Source organism: Actinoplanes subtropicus (assembly GCF_000721705.1).
Lineage (GTDB): Bacteria > Actinomycetota > Actinomycetes > Mycobacteriales > Micromonosporaceae > Actinoplanes > Actinoplanes subtropicus.
Genome location: NZ_JOJL01000026.1, coordinates 143,763 through 159,541, shown reverse-complemented (window position 1 = coordinate 159,541; position 15,779 = coordinate 143,763). Strand labels below are relative to the sequence as shown.

Annotated in this window: 15 protein-coding genes; 13 read left to right on the top strand and 2 right to left on the bottom strand. The window is 74.0% G+C overall.

Annotation, left to right across the window (positions count from 1 at the left end; all coding sequences use genetic code 11):
* Nucleotides 1-12: 12 nt before the first annotated feature.
* The 6 genes from IH26_RS0132915 (at nucleotide 13) to IH26_RS0132890 (ending at nucleotide 5,019) form a co-directional block, all read left to right on the top strand.
* On the top strand, nucleotides 13-237 hold the full coding sequence (locus IH26_RS0132915) for a hypothetical protein (RefSeq protein ID WP_030440157.1): 225 nt from the start codon (nucleotides 13-15) through the stop codon (nucleotides 235-237).
* Nucleotides 238-262: 25 nt separating this feature from the next.
* Nucleotides 263-1,444 carry an alanine racemase gene (locus IH26_RS0132910; RefSeq protein ID WP_084599234.1) on the top strand — a complete coding sequence of 394 codons (1,182 nt, stop codon included), beginning with the start codon at nucleotides 263-265 and terminating at the stop codon, nucleotides 1,442-1,444.
* Between the two features lie 35 nt (nucleotides 1,445-1,479).
* A complete protein-coding gene (locus IH26_RS0132905; protein ID WP_030440155.1) occupies nucleotides 1,480-1,998 on the top strand; it encodes a GNAT family N-acetyltransferase in 519 nt (172 codons plus the stop codon).
* Between the two features lie 42 nt (nucleotides 1,999-2,040).
* Nucleotides 2,041-2,838 carry a 2-phosphosulfolactate phosphatase gene (locus IH26_RS0132900; protein ID WP_034216464.1) on the top strand — a complete coding sequence of 266 codons (798 nt, stop codon included), beginning with the start codon at nucleotides 2,041-2,043 and terminating at the stop codon, nucleotides 2,836-2,838.
* Nucleotides 2,839-2,969: 131 nt separating this feature from the next.
* Entirely contained in the window at nucleotides 2,970-4,445 is a 1,476-nt protein-coding gene (locus tag IH26_RS0132895) for an MFS transporter (protein WP_030440153.1), read from the top strand.
* A gap of 187 nt (nucleotides 4,446-4,632) precedes the next feature.
* Nucleotides 4,633-5,019, top strand: a complete 387-nt coding sequence (locus IH26_RS0132890) for a RidA family protein (RefSeq protein ID WP_030440152.1) — start codon at nucleotides 4,633-4,635, stop codon at nucleotides 5,017-5,019.
* Here IH26_RS0132890 and IH26_RS0132885 read toward each other — a convergent pair.
* Complete coding sequence (locus IH26_RS0132885) at nucleotides 5,016-6,011, bottom strand: AsnC family transcriptional regulator (protein WP_030440151.1); 996 nt, start codon at nucleotides 6,009-6,011, stop codon at nucleotides 5,016-5,018. The two genes, IH26_RS0132890 and IH26_RS0132885, sit on opposite strands and share 4 nt — an antisense overlap.
* Nucleotides 6,012-6,145: 134 nt before the next feature.
* Between IH26_RS0132885 and IH26_RS0132880 the strand changes: the two genes are divergently transcribed.
* The 6 genes from IH26_RS0132880 (at nucleotide 6,146) to IH26_RS0132855 (ending at nucleotide 12,357) form a co-directional block, all read left to right on the top strand.
* Nucleotides 6,146-6,835: a hypothetical protein gene (locus IH26_RS0132880; protein WP_030440150.1), complete on the top strand. Its 690-nt coding sequence runs from the start codon at nucleotides 6,146-6,148 to the stop codon at nucleotides 6,833-6,835.
* 60 nt (nucleotides 6,836-6,895) lie between these two features.
* Complete coding sequence (aspS, locus tag IH26_RS0132875) at nucleotides 6,896-8,698, top strand: aspartate--tRNA ligase (RefSeq protein ID WP_030440149.1); 1,803 nt, start codon at nucleotides 6,896-6,898, stop codon at nucleotides 8,696-8,698.
* A 99-nt stretch (nucleotides 8,699-8,797) separates the two neighbouring features.
* The gene (locus IH26_RS0132870) at nucleotides 8,798-9,388 is read left to right on the top strand and encodes a hypothetical protein (protein ID WP_245665729.1); all 591 of its coding nucleotides are present in this window, start codon (nucleotides 8,798-8,800) and stop codon (nucleotides 9,386-9,388) included.
* A gap of 66 nt (nucleotides 9,389-9,454) precedes the next feature.
* On the top strand, nucleotides 9,455-9,670 hold the full coding sequence (locus IH26_RS0132865; RefSeq protein WP_030440147.1) for a hypothetical protein: 216 nt from the start codon (nucleotides 9,455-9,457) through the stop codon (nucleotides 9,668-9,670).
* 68 nt (nucleotides 9,671-9,738) lie between these two features.
* Nucleotides 9,739-11,352 (top strand): replication-associated recombination protein A, encoded by a 1,614-nt coding sequence (locus tag IH26_RS0132860; protein WP_030440146.1) that lies wholly within the window; start codon nucleotides 9,739-9,741, stop codon nucleotides 11,350-11,352.
* 573 nt (nucleotides 11,353-11,925) lie between these two features.
* The gene (locus IH26_RS0132855; RefSeq protein WP_157437507.1) at nucleotides 11,926-12,357 is read left to right on the top strand and encodes a hypothetical protein; all 432 of its coding nucleotides are present in this window, start codon (nucleotides 11,926-11,928) and stop codon (nucleotides 12,355-12,357) included.
* A 178-nt stretch (nucleotides 12,358-12,535) separates the two neighbouring features.
* Here IH26_RS0132855 and IH26_RS0132850 read toward each other — a convergent pair whose 3' ends face one another.
* Nucleotides 12,536-12,781, bottom strand: coding sequence for a hypothetical protein (locus IH26_RS0132850; protein WP_030440144.1), 246 nt, complete (start codon nucleotides 12,779-12,781; stop codon nucleotides 12,536-12,538).
* 287 nt (nucleotides 12,782-13,068) lie between these two features.
* Between IH26_RS0132850 and IH26_RS60225 the strand changes: the two genes are divergently transcribed.
* Nucleotides 13,069-13,623, top strand: coding sequence for a hypothetical protein (locus IH26_RS60225; RefSeq protein ID WP_030440143.1), 555 nt, complete (start codon nucleotides 13,069-13,071; stop codon nucleotides 13,621-13,623).
* Nucleotides 13,624-15,779 lie beyond the last annotated feature (2,156 nt).

Below are 15,779 nucleotides of genomic sequence, written 5' to 3'. Positions count from 1 at the left end.
CTGGTTCCGGCAATGCCGCGGGTGTCCGCCGAGAGCCTGCGCACCTCGGGCGTCGAGATCTACGGCGCCGCCAAGGGATTCGGGCCCGAGTCGACGGGCGCCGCCTACGCCCAGGTCGTCGAGTGGGCCACGAGCGGCCGGCTGACGTTCGGCGTGGAACGGGTGCCGCTGAGCGACATCGAGACGGCCTGGCAGCGCACGGATCTGCACGGAAGGCGGTTGGTCGTGCAACCCTGAGGCGACCGACGAGGGGAGCATCGAGGTGGACGTGCCGGAGCCGCGGGTCGACTGGCGCAGCAAGGGCTTCTTCCTGCCCGAGGGGGAGCGCACCGCCGCCGACTACGCCAAGGAGAAACCGAGCCTGTTCGACGGCGGCTTCACCTGGCCGGTGCTGGCGCTGCGGCGGGAGGCGGCCCTGGCGAACATCGCGACCATGGCCGCCTACTGCGCGCGGCACGGCTTCGCTTTCGCCCCGCACGCGAAGACCACGATGGCGCCCGGCCTGATCGCCGCGCAGTTCGACGCCGGCGCCTGGGGGATGACCGTGGCCACCCCGAACCAGGCGCTCGTGCTGCGCAAGCTCGGCGCCGGCCGGATCCTGATCGCGAACGAGGTGCTCGACCCGGCCGCGCTGCGCTGGCTGGCCGGGCAGGACGACATCTACTTCCAGGTCGACTCGCCGGCGGGCGTGGCGGCCGCCGCGTCGGTCGAGGCCGGATGCCTGCGGGTGTTCGTGGAGCTCGGTCATGCGGGTGGGCGCACGGGCGTACGTACGCTCGAAGGCCTGGAATCTGTCGCCCGCGCGGCGCGGGACGCGCAACGGCTGGAACTGGTCGGCGTGACCGCGTACGAGGGGCAACTGACCACCCAGCGCGAGGTGGACGACTTCCTCGACCTGCTGGTGGCCGGGGTCGAGCGGCTGCGCGCGGCCGGCCTGACGTTCCCGCTGGTGTCGGCGGGTGGCAGCGCCTGGTTCGACCGGGTCGTGGCCCGGCTGGCCGCGCTGCCGAGCGACCTGCGGCTGATCCTGCGCAGCGGCGCGTCGGTCACCCACGACGACGGTTTCTATCGCGAACGTACGCCGTTCCGGCGGGTGCCCGCGGAGGGGCCGCTGACCGCCGCGCTGGAGATCTGGGCGCAGGTGCTGTCCACGCCGGAGCCGGGCCTGGCGATCTGCGGGATGGGCAAGCGGGACGCGCCGTTCGACGAGGGGCTGCCGGTGCCGATCGAGGTGCGGCGGGACGGGCGGACGATCGCCGCGACCGGCATGTCGGTGTCCAAACTCAACGATCACCACACCTACCTGGCCGCGGACGGGCTGGCTCCGGGCGATCTCGTTCGCTTCGGCATCTCGCATCCCTGCACCGCCTTCGACAAGTGGCGGCACCTCCCGGTGGTCGACGAAGACCACCGAGTGGTCGACATCCTCGAGACCTACTTCTGAGAAAAACTGTCGTACCCCCGGAGAAGAGTGGCGCCATGACGAACTTCTGGCTGGAGCCGTGGGACGAGCGGGGTCCGATCCTGGAGCGCCGGGCGAATACCCCGGAGATGCAGGCGCATCTGGGCGGCGTCGAGTCGGCGGAGTCGATCGCGGCGCGGCACAAACGCATCCTGGACGGGGTGCGCGACGGCACCACCGGCTTCTTCCTGATCATGGTGGACGACGATCCCGACCCGATCGGCTCGGTCGGCTTCTGGGACTCCGAGTGGCTCGGCCAGAGCGTCTACGAGATGGGGTGGAAGGTGCTGCCCGGCTTCCAGGGCCGGGGCATCGCGGTCGGCGCCGTCCTCGCGGCGATCGGCCTGGCCGCGGCCGGCGGCCGGCACCGGTTCGCGCATGCGTATCCGAAGGTGACCAACGAGCCGTCCAACGCGGTCTGCCGCAAGGCCGGCTTCGCGTTGCTCGGCGAGGTCGATTTCGAGTATCCGAAGGGCAATCCGATCCGCTGCCACGACTGGCAGTTCGATTTGAAGGCGGTCGGCGGCCCGCCCTGATTCATTCGCGTTGATGCCTGCCGGGCTGGCAGCATGATGGCCATGGACCTCGCTGACGGGCAGGGCGGCTACCGGGTGCGGTTCGAATGGGGTCCGGTCGGGGCCGACGCGGTCGCGCCGGGCGCCGCGTTCGTCGCCGTGGTCGACGTGCTGTCGTTCACCACCACGCTGACCGTGGCGATCGAGCAGGGGCTGCACGTGCTGCCCTACCGGTGGCGCGACGACTCCGCGGTCGACGTGGCCCGCCGGCACGGGGCGATGCTCGCGGTGCTCCGCAAGGAGGCCGGCCCCGGGCAGGTCACCCTGTCGCCGGAGAGCATCCTGCACGCCAACCTGCGCGCCGAGGGCATCGACCGGCTGGTGCTGCCGTCGCCGAACGGCTCGGCCATCTCGGTCCGGCTCGCCGACGCCGGGGTGACCGTGGTCGGGGTGTCGCTGCGCAACGCGGCGGCCGCCGCGGCCTGGGTGCGGGAGCGGGCCGGCGACCGGCCGATCGGGGTCGTCGCGTCGGGGGAGCGGTGGCCGGACGGCTCGCTGCGCCCGGCGATCGAGGACCTGCTCGGCGCCGGCGCGTTCCTGCACGGCCTGGCGGACGGGTCGGGCGCGGGCTTCTCGCCCGAGGCCGACGCCGCGATGTGGGCCTATCGGGGCGTCGCGGACGGCCTCCGCGGTGCGGAGGGCCTCGGCGGTGCGCTGCACGAGTCGGTGAGCGGGCGTGAGCTGCGCGGCTTCGGCTTCGAGGGCGACGTCGCGGTGGCCTCGGCGGTGGGCGTGAGCAGCGCGGTCCCGGTGCTCCGGGACGGGTGGTTCGTCGATGGAGGATCCTTCGCGGTGGTGTGACCGGCGTGGCGGATTCCGTCCCTGACGCGGCCGCCATGGCAGAAAGACGCCGTTTCCGATCGGTGGCTGGGTGAATCGGTGCCCCGGGCCCGATCGTGGAGCGGCAAGCACGACCCGCGAAAGGAAGAGCCATGCGCAAGTGGTGGCCATTGGTGACCGTGTGTCTCGGCACCTTCATGCTGCTCATCGACGTGACCATCGTGAACGTGGCGCTGCCGCAGATGGCCACCGACCTGAGCACCTCGTTCAACGCCTTGCAGTGGGTGGTCGACGGGTACGCGCTGGCCCTCGGCGTGCTGCTGCTCGGCGCCGGCGCGCTCAGCGACATGCACGGGCACCGTCGCTTCTACGTCGGCGGTCTGATCGTCTTCGCGCTGGCCTCGCTGGCCTGCGGGCTCGCCGCCGATCCGGCGCTGCTGGTGACCGCCCGGGTGGTACAGGGCGCCGGCGCGGCGGCCATGTTCACCACGACGTTCGCCCTGCTCAACAGCTCCTACCAGGGGCGCGAGCGCGGGGTCGCGTACGGGATCTGGGGCGGGGTCTCGGGCGCCGCCACCGCGGTCGGCCCGATTCTCGGCGGCCTGCTCACCGAGGGTTTCAGTTGGCGCTGGATCTTCCTGGTCAACCTGCCGATCTGTGTCGCCGCCGTGGTCATGTGCTTCACCACGCTGCGGCACGACGGGGCACGCCGGCCGGGCCGCTTCGACCTGGGGGGCACGCTGACCTTCACGGTCGCCGCGGGCACGCTGACGTACGCGGTGATCCGGGCCAACGACGAGGGCTGGTCCTCGGTCAAGACGTGGGGGCTGTTCGTGGTCTCGGCGGTGGCGCTCGCCGCGTTCGTGCTGGTCGAGTGGCGCAGCGAGCAGCCGATGTTCGACCTGGGGCTGCTGCGGGGCCGCTCGTACACCGGGATTCTGATCGCCGGGCTGCTGGTCAACTTCGCGGCGTTCTCGGCCTTCACCTACACCTCGATCTGGCTGCAGTCGGTGCTCGGCCTGTCCCCGCTGCGGGCCGGCCTGGTCGGCCTGCCGATGTCGGTCTGCGCGGCGCTGGCCTCCGGCGTCGTCGGCGCCCGCCTGCACGGCCGCTCGCCCCGCGTGCTGATCGGCGTCGGCATGCTGCTGATCGGCGCCGGCAGCCTGCTGCTGGGCCTGCTCGTCGACGCGTCGGCCGGCTGGCTCGCGCTGATCCCCGGCTACGTCGTGATCGGTCTCGGCGTCGGCCTGGTCATGCCCACGCTGTCGTCCTCGGCGATGGCCGCGGTCCCGCTCCGCAGCGGCGGCATGGCGGCCGGCTCGCTGACCACCGCCCGCCAGCTCGGCTTCGCGATCGGCGTGGCCGTCCTCGGCACCGTCTTCGCGTCGCGGGTGACCGACCACCTGGGCTCGGCAACGGCCGGCCACGCCGTCGCCGGCGGCCAGGCGGCCCGACTGGCCGGCTCGGTCCCCGAGAGCGCGATCCGCGGCGCCGCGGCCGCCGGTCTGGACGCCGGCTACCTGATCAGCGGCGCGGTCGGCATCGTCTGCGCGCTGGTGGTCTTCGCCCTGGTCCGCCCCTCCGCCCCGACGAAGCCGGAGCCGGCCCGCGAGCCGGCCACCGTCTGACCCGCGGCGGCCCGATCGGAAAAGCCCGGGTTCCGCGCCGAACCCGGGCTTGCCCATCGCCACCCGCGAGACCCGCGTTACGGCCTGTTGATGCAGGCAGGCCGCGGGGAAAGGGCGGGGCGGCCGCTGTGCGGTCGGGGAGCCGTCGGACGTACGGTCGAATGGTTTTGATCGGTAGCGTTCCACCGTGAGCGAACGACGCGCGATTTTCAGTGGTTCCACCTTCGAGGAGCAGATCGGGTACGCCCGGGCCGTTGTCGATGGGGATCGGGTGCACGTTTCCGGGACGACGGGGTTCGATTACCGGAGCATGACCATTTCCGATGATGTCGTGGCTCAGGCGGAGCAATGCCTGGTCAATGTGGGGGCCGCGCTCGAGGAGGCGGGATGTGGCTTTGCCGATGTCGTGCGGGTGCGGTATCTGTTGCCGGATCGGGCGGATTTCGAGCCGTGCTGGCCGGTGCTGCGGCGGACGTTCGGAGCGGTGCGGCCGGCGGCCACGATGATGGTGTGTGGGCTTGCCGATCCGCGGATGAGGATCGAGATCGAGGTGGACGCGCGGCGGCCGGCCTAGCGCGGTGGCTCGCGGACCAGGCCGCCCACCATCACTGAGTGCGACTGCTTGACCCGGATGAGGCTGGGCACGATCTCGACGTTGTGGATGCCCTCGATCGCCGCCACCTTCGTGGTGATGTAGGTGTAGAGCGCCCGGGCATCGGGCGTGCGCGCCGCCGCCATCAGGTTGGCGCTGCCGGTCACCGCGGCGACGAAGGCCAGCTCGGCGTGGTCGGCCAGGCGCGCGCCGACCGAGGCCAGATGGGCGGGCGCCACGGTGAACCACAGGTTCGCCGCCGTGTGCACCCCGATCAGCTCGTCGGCCACGTCGAGATGGAAGTAGATCGCCCGGCTGCCGACCAGCTCGCCGACCCGGTGGGCGACCTGCCGCTGGCTCCAGCCGGTCGCCGCGGCCAGCGTGGCCCAGCTCGCCCGGCCGTCCCGGGACAGCTCGTCGAGCAGCGGCCGGTCGGTGGGCTCGGCCCGGGCGTCGCCGGACCGCGGCGCCGGGCCCTCGGCCAGGAACAGCCGCTGCTCGGCGGTGACGTCGTTGTCCGGGAGGATCCAGTCGATCTCGCCGCGCCCGGGGAAGTGGTGCAGCATCTGGTGGGCGCTGAAGGTCAGCACGGTCGAGGCGCGGGGCAGGTGGTGCAGCAGCCCGGAGTCGCCCTCCACCTCGGCCTGGCAGGTCACCTCGGCGCCGCCCGCGCCGATGCTGATCCACGAGGTGTCGCCTCGCCGGGCCAGCGCGTCGGCGAGCGCCTCCGCGGTGCCGGGCCGGCAGCCGATGCGCAGCGACCAGTACGACGCCTTCGGCCGGTGGGTCGGCTCCTGCCGGGCGAGCACCCGGACGATGCCGGCGCCGCGCATCCGCTGGTACCGCCGGGCCACGGTCTGCTCGGAGACGCCGAGGACGGTGGCGATGCGGGCGAACGGGGCGCGCGGGGCGATCTGCAGGGCGTGGAGGATCTGACGGTCGACGCGGTCGATCGCGCGGGATTCGGGCGCCATTTTCCGATCGTACGGCGGAGTCGCCCGGGCAGGTGAGTCCCCTCGGCGGGGGATGGGATCGAGGGATCGACCTCCGTAGGGTCCCCTTTACGCCTTTTGCCGGGGAGCCGCCGGCAGCCGTCGGGAGCCGCCACATGTCCGTGTTCCGCGCCGCGAACAACGTCAACAAGCCGCCCCACGACCCGTACGTGATCAACCGGTCGCACCCGGACCCCGTCCCGGACGGCCCCACCGAGCGCATCGACGAGCGGACGGCCCGGCGCCGGCGCGACCGGATCCTCTGGCTCGCCGTCTTCATCGCCGTGTGCGCGCTGGCCACCGCCTCGATCGCGGGGTTCGCCGCGTGGCGGGCGATGAACCTGTCCCGGCTGGTCGCCACCAGCATGGCCGCCGCCGCGCCGGTCGCCGCGCCGCGCACGACCGGCTTCACCGTCACGTACGCCCAGGAGCCACTGCGGGTGCAGGTGGGCTGCTCGGCCGTGCTCTTCCTGGATCTCGACGAGCCCCGGGCGAACGCCGACGAGAAGGTCAGCGACCTGCGCTACGACAGCCGGTGCGGCCAGGACACGCCGCGGCTCACGCTCGGCCCGGGCGCCGCGGCCGGCGCGCAGGTGAAGGACTCGGACACCGATGCCGAGGGCTGCCAGCAGGCGATCCGGACCAGCCCGATCGGCCCGGGCGGCAGCGTCGAGGTGCGCAAGGGCGCGACCCTGTGCGTGCTGACCGCGGCCGTCCCGCCCTCGATGTCGCTGGTCGAGATCACCGACGTGGGGACGACCGGCACCGCCGGCATGCGGGCCACCTCGTGGAAAGTAGCGGGTTGACTCCTGACAGAATGGCCGGTGCGCACCCTGTAAGAAGCATCGGTGAGGAGTCGAGTTCCCGTGATCCGTACCCATGACGCCGGCAGCCTCCGCGCGAGCGACGCCGGCACGACGGTGACGCTCGCCGGGTGGGTGGCCCGCCGGCGCGACCACGGCGGGGTCATCTTCGTCGATCTCCGGGACGCCTCGGGCGTGGTTCAGGTGGTCTTCCGGGAGGAGGACGCGCACGCCCTGCGCAACGAGTTCTGCGTCAAGGTCGTGGGCGAGGTCAGCGCCCGCCCCGAGGGCAACGAGAACCCCGACCTGGCCACCGGCGCGGTGGAGGTGGTCGCCAGCGAGCTGACGGTGCTCTCCGAGGCCGCGCCGCTGCCGCTGCCGGTCGACGACGCGACCACCGCCTCCGACGACCTGCGGCTCAAGTACCGCTACCTCGACCTGCGCCGCTCCGGGCCGGCCGCGGCGCTGCGGCTGCGCAGCCGGGCCAACCAGATCGCCCGCGAGGTGCTGCACGCCCGCGATTTCAACGAGATCGAGACCCCGACGCTGACCCGGTCGACCCCCGAGGGCGCCCGCGACTTCCTGGTCCCGGTCCGCCTGCAGCCGGGCACCTGGTACGCGCTGCCGCAGTCCCCGCAGCTGTTCAAGCAGCTGCTGATGGTGGCCGGCATGGAGCGCTATTACCAGATCGCCCGCTGCTACCGGGACGAGGACTTCCGCGCCGACCGGCAGCCGGAGTTCACCCAGCTGGACATCGAGATGTCGTTCGTGACTCAGGACGACATCATCTCGCTGGGTGAGGAGATCGTCTCCCGGCTGTGGAGCGAGCTCGCGGGTTACCAGGTGCAGCTGCCGATCCCGCGGATCACCTGGACCGACGCGATGAACCGGTACGGATCCGACAAACCCGATCTGCGGTACGGGGTGGAGCTGGTCGAACTGACCGCCTACCTCCGTGGCACCGAGTTCCGGGTCTTCGCGGGCGCGATCGACGCGGGCGGCTATGTCGGCGCGGTGGTCATGCCGGGCGGTGCCTCGCAGACCCGTAAGGAGCTGGACGGCTGGCAGGATTGGGCGAAGGCGCGCGGGGCCCGCGGTCTCGCTTATGTCGTGCTCGACGCCGAAACCGGTGAGCCTCGCGGACCTGTCGCGAAAAATCTGTCATCTGAGCATTTGTCCGGATTGGCCGACGCGACCGGCGCCAAGCCGGGCGACGCGATCTTCTTCGCCGCCGCGAACGAGCGCCGGGAGGCGCAGGAGCTGCTCGGCGCGGCCCGCATCGAGATCGCCAAGCGGGCCGGCCTGATCGACGAGAGTGCCTGGGCGTTCTGCTGGGTCGTCGACGCGCCGATGTTCGAGAAGACTGACGAGGGCGGCTGGACGGCGGTCCACCACCCCTTCACCTCGCCGAACGCCGACTGGATCGACAACTTCGAGTCGGCGCCGGACCGCGCGCTCGCCTACGCGTACGACATCGTGGTGAACGGCAACGAGATCGGCGGCGGCAGCGTCCGTATCCACCGCGCGGACGTGCAGAGCCGGGTCTTCGACCTGCTCGGCATCTCCCCGGAGGAGGCGCAGGACAAGTTCGGCTTCCTGCTCGAGGCGTTCAAGTACGGGCCGCCGCCGCACGCCGGCATCGCGCTCGGCTGGGACCGCACCTGCATGCTGCTCTCCGGCAACGAGTCGATCCGCGAGGTCATCGCGTTCCCGAAGACCCGCGGCGGCTACGACCCGCTGACCACCGCGCCGACCCCGATCACGGCGCAGCAGCGCCTCGAGGCCGGCATCGACGCCAAGCCGAAGGCGGCCGCGGGCACCCCCGGCACCGACGGCCAGGCCGACCCGGTCCAGCACTCGAACTGAGACCCGGCAATCGACGCGAACGACGACGACGCGCAACCGGCCTGGCGGCGGCACACCGAGGGTGAGCACCGCCTGCCGGTCGGGATCGCCATCGTCGCGGTGATCGTGCTGCAGTGGGTGCTGCCCGACCGGCTCACCCCGGGCCCGCGGTGGCTGCTGCCGGCGATCGAGGCGGTGCTGGTCGTGGTGCTGAACGCGGCCGACCCGGGCCGGATGAAGCGGGGCACCCCGTCGCTGCGGATGGTCGCGCTGGGCCTGATCGGCGTGGTCAGCCTGGGCACGGTCTACTCGGTGGCGATGCTCGTGCGCGACATCGTCACCAAGTACGACGCCGGCACCCCCGCCCAGCGGCTGTTCGTCGGCGGCGGGATCTACCTGATGAACATCCTCACCTTCGCGGTGTGGTACTGGGAGCTGGACCGCGGCGGGCCGGTCGCGCGGTCGCGGGGGACCGACCCGTACCCGGACTTCCTCTTTCCGCCGATGACCTCCCCGGACATGGCGCACAAGGACTGGGAACCGCGATTCGCCGACTATCTGTATGTGGCGTTCACCAACGCGACCGCGTTCAGCCCGACCGACACGTTGCCGATGACCCGGGGCGCGAAGCTGGGGATGGCGCTCCAGTCGGCGATCGCCCTGACGATCGCGGCCCTGGTGGTGGCGCAGGCGATCAATTCGCTCAGCTGAGCGTTTCGGATTCATCGACGGGTGGGTATCTGCACCTCAGAAGGCCCTTACCCCCGGAGGAACCAGATGCTCGCCATCGCCGCGGCTATCGTGTTCGCGTTCGCGCTCCTGCTCGACTTCTTCAACACCGACCTGGGCGCCCACGACCTGTTCAACTTCAACACCCTGGTGTTGATCGGGCTGCTGCTGCTCTCCCTCTACCTGGCCGGCTTCGGCAGCGGACCGCGCACCGGCACCGGCTCGGGCCGTCGCTTCTACGGCCGTCGCCCCGGTCGCGGCTGATTTCCCCACCGGCCCGCCTCTTTGGTGCATTTCCGGCATCGCCCGGCGGGCCGGTACTGTCGGTGCCGATGGAAACGGACGGGCTCTTCTCGCTGGCTTCCCCGGGTGGCGTACAGGTCGCGTCGCCGGCCGGTGCCTTCACGCCGCCGTCCGCCGACTCGCCGCTGCCCGTCCGGATGCGTCCCGCCAGCCTCGACGAGCTGGTCGGCCAGGAGCATCTGCTCGCCGCCGGCAGCCCGCTGCGCCAGTTGGTCACCGGCTCGAGCCCGATGTCGGTGATCCTCTGGGGCCCGCCCGGCACCGGCAAGACCACGATCGCGCACCTGGTCGCCGCCGCCACCAACCGCAAGTTCGTCGCGATGTCCGCGCTGTCGGCGGGCGTCAAGGACGTGCGCGCGGTGATCGACACGGCCCGGCGCGAGCGCCGGCACGGTGGCCCGCCGACCGTCCTGTTCATCGACGAGGTGCACCGCTTCAGCAAGACCCAGCAGGATTCCCTGCTCGCCGCGGTCGAGGACCGGACCGTGACGCTGCTGGCGGCGACCACGGAAAATCCGTACTTCTCCATCATTTCGCCCCTGCTTTCGCGGTGTGTGCTGCTGACCTTGCAGGCGCTCGGCGACGACGACGTCCGCCGCCTGCTGCGCCGCGCGCTCACCGACGAACGAGGGCTGGGCGGTGCCGTCACTCTTTCCGCCGAGGCCGAAGACCATTTCGTACGCCTGGCGTCGGGCGACGTGCGCAAGGCGTTGACCGCTCTCGAGGCGGCGGCGTCGACGGCCCAGGCCCAGGCCGGTCCCTCGACGGCCCAGGCTCCCGAGATCGACCTGGCCACCGCGGAGAAGGCGGTCGACGTCGCGGCCGTTCGCTACGACCGGGACGGCGACGCGCACTACGACGTGACCAGCGCGTTCATCAAGAGCATGCGCGGCAGCGACCCGGACGCGGCGCTGCACTGGCTGGCCCGCATGCTGGTGGCCGGCGAGGACCCGCGGTTCATCGCCCGGCGCATCGTCATCTTCGCCAGCGAGGACGTCGGCATGGCCGACCCGCAGGCCCTGGTGGTGGCCACCGCCGCGGCCCAGGCCGTGCAGCTCATCGGCCTGCCCGAGTGCCAGCTCAACCTGGCCCAGGCGGTCGTGCACATGGCCACCGCCCCGAAGTCGAACAAGGTGACCAGCGCGCTCGGCGCGGCGATGGCCGACGTCCGGGCCGGCCGGGGCGGCGCGGTCCCCGCACCCCTGCGCGACGCGCACTACCCCGGCGCGCGTGGTCTTGGTCACGGTCGCGGCTACAAGTACCCGCACGACGACCCGCGCGGCGTGGTCACCCAGCAGTACCTCCCCGACGATCTTGTCGAGGCCGAGTACTACCAGCCCACCGACCACGGCGCCGAACGAGCGGTGAGCGAACGGGTGCCCCGGCTGCGCCGGATCGTCCGGGGCCTGGCCGCCCCGCCCCGGCCGCCCGAGCCCGCCCCGGAGCCGACACCTGACCGCGCGGCGGGTGGTGGATCCGGCCCGGATGCGTCACGCTCTTCGGTTAGCACCGACCCACGCTCGTCGGCCAGCACCGATCCGCCGCCGCCCACGCCAACGGTGGCGGATCCGACGACGCCGACCGACGAGGCCGTGAGCAGGGCAGACGACAGTGGCGACGCCGCCGGAGAGGAACAGCCGTGAATTCGCGCGGTGCCGAACGGCCCGACGACGAGGCCGACCTGCGCAGCGGAACCGGGGCCAGGAAGGGCCGCCGGTTCGGTCGAGGCCGTCCCGAGGCGGCGGAGCCGGTGGAGGTACCCCGCGAGGAGACCGGCTGGCTCGACGACCTGCGCACGGCGAAGGAGCAGCGCGCCGCGATCGGCCCCGGCACCCTGGCCGGCGAGACCCGCCCCAGCAAGAGCGGCCGGGTGGCGCCCGGCCCCGACGACCAGCCGGACGACCTCCCGTTCGCCGCGGCGGGCTGGCAGAGCCCGAGCGGCGGCCAGCCTACGGTCGGCCCGCGAGACGCCCAGCCGGGGTGGCAGTCGCCGAGCGGCGCCCATCCGGCCCAGGGCCGGCGCGACGGCCAGCCCGGGTGGCAGTCACCGAGCGGGTCGCACCCGGCGACCGGTCGGCGTGATGCGCCGCCGCCGGCTCAGGGCCAGCCAGGGTGGCAGTCGCCTAGTGGCGGGTTTCCGGCGGCTCCTCGGTCGGGCCCGGTCCCGCCGCCCGCCGGACGGTTTGACGACTCCCGGCCTGCTCCGGGCCGTCCCGATGAGGACTTCCGGCCTGCGCCTGGCCGTCCCGATGAGGACTTCCGGCCTGCGCCTGGCCGTCCCGATGAGGACTTCCGGCCTGCGCCTGGGCGACCCGATGGGGATTTCCGGCCTGCTCCTGGCCGTCCCGACGGGGATTTCCGGCCTGCTCCTGGCCGACCCGATGGGGATTTCCGGCCTGCTCCTGGCCGATCCGACGGCGAGTCTCGGCCTGCTCCTGGCCGGCCCACGGGTGCGGCCGGGTGGGATGACTCGCGGCCCGCTCCCGGCCGGCCCGACGGTGGCCCGGCCGGGCCGGCTGACGGCTGGAATGACGGGCGGCCCGCTGCGGGACAGGCGCCCGGTGGCCGGGGTGCCCGGCCCAACCCGGTGCCGCGCCAGGCCACCGGGCCGGTGTCGCCGGCCCAGCAGATGCCTCCGGGCCGGGTAGCGCCCGGCCAGGGTCCGGCGGGGCAGTATCCGAACGGGCCGATGGGCGCCGCGCCGGTCTCGCCGGGTGCTGCCGGCCGTCGGGGCGCGCCCGGCCAGCCCCAGATCCCCGGCCAGCCCCAGATCCCCGGCCAGCCCCAGATCCCCGGGCAGCGGCGCGGGACGGCCGACGAGGCCTCCTACGCCACCCGGCACGGCGCTCCGGCCGAGGAACAGGGCCGGCGGCCGCTCGACCCGTCGACCTCGGGGCCGATCCCGTCGGTGCCGCTCTCCGGCAACGCGCCCGAGGTGCCGATGCCGCGCCCGGTGTCGCCGGCTTCGCGCCCGGTTTCGCCCGCCTCGCGCCCGGTCTCGCCGGCGTCGCGGCCCGTGTCCCCGGCGTCCCGGCCTACCTCGTCGGCCGGCCCGCGCGACCGCTTCCGCACCGACGGGCCCCCGCCGGGTGGCCGCGCACCGGTGTCCGGCGCGCCGACGCCGTCCTCGCCCGCCGGACCGCCGCCAGGTGCGCGTCCCCCCGGCGGCGCTCCGGGCTTTCCCGGCGGTGGCGCTCCGAACTTCCCCGGCGGTGGCGCTCCGGGCTTTCCCGGCGGTGGCCCGGGCTACCCCGGTGAGGTCACCGGGCGGCATGGCGGCGGCGAGTCCGCCGGCCGCCACGGCAGCGACAGCTTTCCCGGCGGCGACGCCCCGGGGAGGCACGACGGTTTCCCGGGCGGTGACGCTCCTGGGCGGCGTGACGGTTTCCCGGGTGGTGACGCTCCTGGGCGGCGTGACGGTTTCCCGGGTGGCGATGCCTCTGGGCGGCGTGACGGTTTCCCGGGTGGCGATGCCTCTGGGCGGCGTGACGGTTTTCCGGGCGGCGATGCATCTGGGCGGCGTGACGGCTTCCCGGGTGGCGACGCTCCTGGGCGGCGTGACGGTTTCCCGGGTGGCGATGCCTCTGGGCGGCGTGATGGCTTCCCCGGTGGCGACGCTCCTGGTCGGCGTGACGGCTTCGCGGGTGACGCCGCCGGGCGGCACGGCAACGACGCCAGCGGCAGGCGCGCCGGCGACGGCCCAGGCGGTGGGCCGGATTTTACGAACGGTGGCGCGTCCACCGGTCGGCATGGCGGCGACGAGGGTGACCTCCCGGGCGGACCGCGCTATCAAGACGGCGAGCCGACCGGCCGGCACGGCTCGGCCCGGCACGGCGGCGACGCCGGCGAAGGCACCGGCCGCCACGGCACCCCCGACGACGGCGCGACCGGCCGGCGCCGAGCAAAGGACCTAGCCGGCGCCACCCCGCCCGGCACCGGAACCCGCGGCCGCGGCGGCCGCCCGGCCCCCGCCCAGGGCGGCCCCAAGGGCGACCCCCGCCGCGGCGGCCCAGGCCCAGCCGGAGCGGGCGTGCCCGGCATGCCGGGCGGCGTTCCAGGTGCGGGCGGTGGTCCCGGCATGTCCGGCGGCCCAGGTGCGGCTGGTGGTCCTGGCATGTCCGGCGGCCCAGGTGCCGCTGGTGGTCCCGGCGTGCCCGGCAGCCGAGGCGCCGCTGGTGGGCCTGGTGGCCCGGGTGCGGCCGGTGGTCCCGGCTTCCCCGGGGGCGGCCCTGGTGCGCCCGGTGGCCCTACGCCGGGTAGGCCCGGCATGCCTGGTGGCCCGGCCGCGGCGGGTGGGCCCGGCGTGGCCGGTGGCCCGGGTGTGGTTCCCGGCGGTCCGGCGGCGGGCGGCACCGCGCGGGCGTCGGCCAAGGTCATGCCCCCGGTGGTGCCGGGGCGTCAGGGCGCACGCACTCCCGCCGTCCCCGGACGTGCGGGCGCAATGGCCGGCGGTGCCACCCAGCGACCCGGCGAGACTTCCGGCCCGATCAACCCGCCTCGTGGCGGTCGCGGCCCGCGCAACGGCCCGGCCAGCGGCGCGATGCCGGCCGGCCCGGGCGCGCCCGGCATGCCGTCGAGCACGGACGGCGCGCCCTCAGGCCCGATCGGCCCCCGCCGCGGCCCGGACGGTCCGCCCTCCGGCCCCGTCGGCCCACGCCGCGGCCCGGACGGCCGCCCCAACGCCGGCCCCCGCCCCGGCGTGGACCAGATGCCGTCCGGCCCGGTCGGGATGCGTCCTGGCGTGGACCAGGTGCCGTCCGGCCCGGTGGGCATGCGTCCTGGCGTGGACCAGGTGCCGTCCGGCCCGGTCGGGATGCGTCCTGGCGTGGACCAGATGCCGTCCGGCCCGGTGGGCATGCGTCCTGGCGTGGACCAGATGCCGTCCGGACCGATCGGCATGCGTCCCGGGGTGGACGAGATGCCGTCGGGGCCGATCGGCCCGCGGCGTAGGCCTCGGCCCGAGGTCGACGACATGCCGTCGGGCCCCGTGGACATGCCGTCCGGGCCGATCGGGAGTCGGGCCGGTGGGATGCCGCCCGGGCCGGTTTCGCCGGGGCGACCGCCGCTCGCCGGCGGTTCGGCGCAGCACAGCCAAGCTTTGCCGGGCCGTCCGATATCGGGTGAGCCTGGTATGCCGGGTCGTCCGGTGTCGGGTGAGCCCGGTCTGTCGGGCCGCCCCGTTTCGGGCGAGCCGGGTGCGGGACCGCGCGGCATGCGCGACCCCGAGCACAGTCAGCCGCTTCCGGGACGGCCCGTCTCCGGTCAGCAGGGGCAGCCGTTGCCGGGCCGGGTCGGTGCGGCGCAGGCCGGTCCGGGACCGCGTGGCGCGGCTCCGGGTCGCAATGGCGGGCCGGGCGGCGGTGGCGCGGCCGGTGCAGCTTCGGTAGGCGCAGCTTCCGTCGGGGGTGCTTCGATCGGTGCGGCCTCGGTGGCGGGCGCCGCGATGGGTGCCGCTTCCGGTTCGGTCGGCTCCGCCGCGGTGGGTTCGACGTCGGTCGGCGCCGCGCCGGTGGATGGCGCGCCGAGGGGTTCCGCGTCGGTGGGCGCCGCATCCGTGGGCGCCCCCGCGAAGGGCGCCGCTCCGACCGGCGCTTCCTCGCGAGGCGCCGCTCCGGCAGGCGCTCCTTCGCGGGGCGCCGCTTCGGTTGGCGCCGCCTCTGTCGGTGCTGCCTCGGTGGGCGCGCCCTCGGTGGGTGCCGCTTCGGTTGGCGCTGCCCCGGTGGGTGCGCCTTCGGTCGGCGCTGCCTCGGTTGGCGCGCCTTCGGTTGGCGGCGCCTCGGTGGGTTCGGCTTCGGTTGGCGCTGCCTCGGTGGGTTCGGCATCGGTTGGCGCCGCTTCGGTTGGCGCCGCTTCGGTTGGCGCCGCTTCGGTCGGGGCCGCCTCGGTTGGCGCCGCCTCCGTGGGGGCGGCCTCCGTCGGCGCACCTCCCGCCGGGAGCGCCGCCGTGGGCGCCGCCGGCAACTCGACCCTCGCGCCGGGCTTGGATCGGGGCGGCGATTCGCGTACGGCTGCACCCGGCGTACCCCCGAGGGGTGAAGAACTCGCCGCAGCGGCGGAAGGTGGCCGGAAA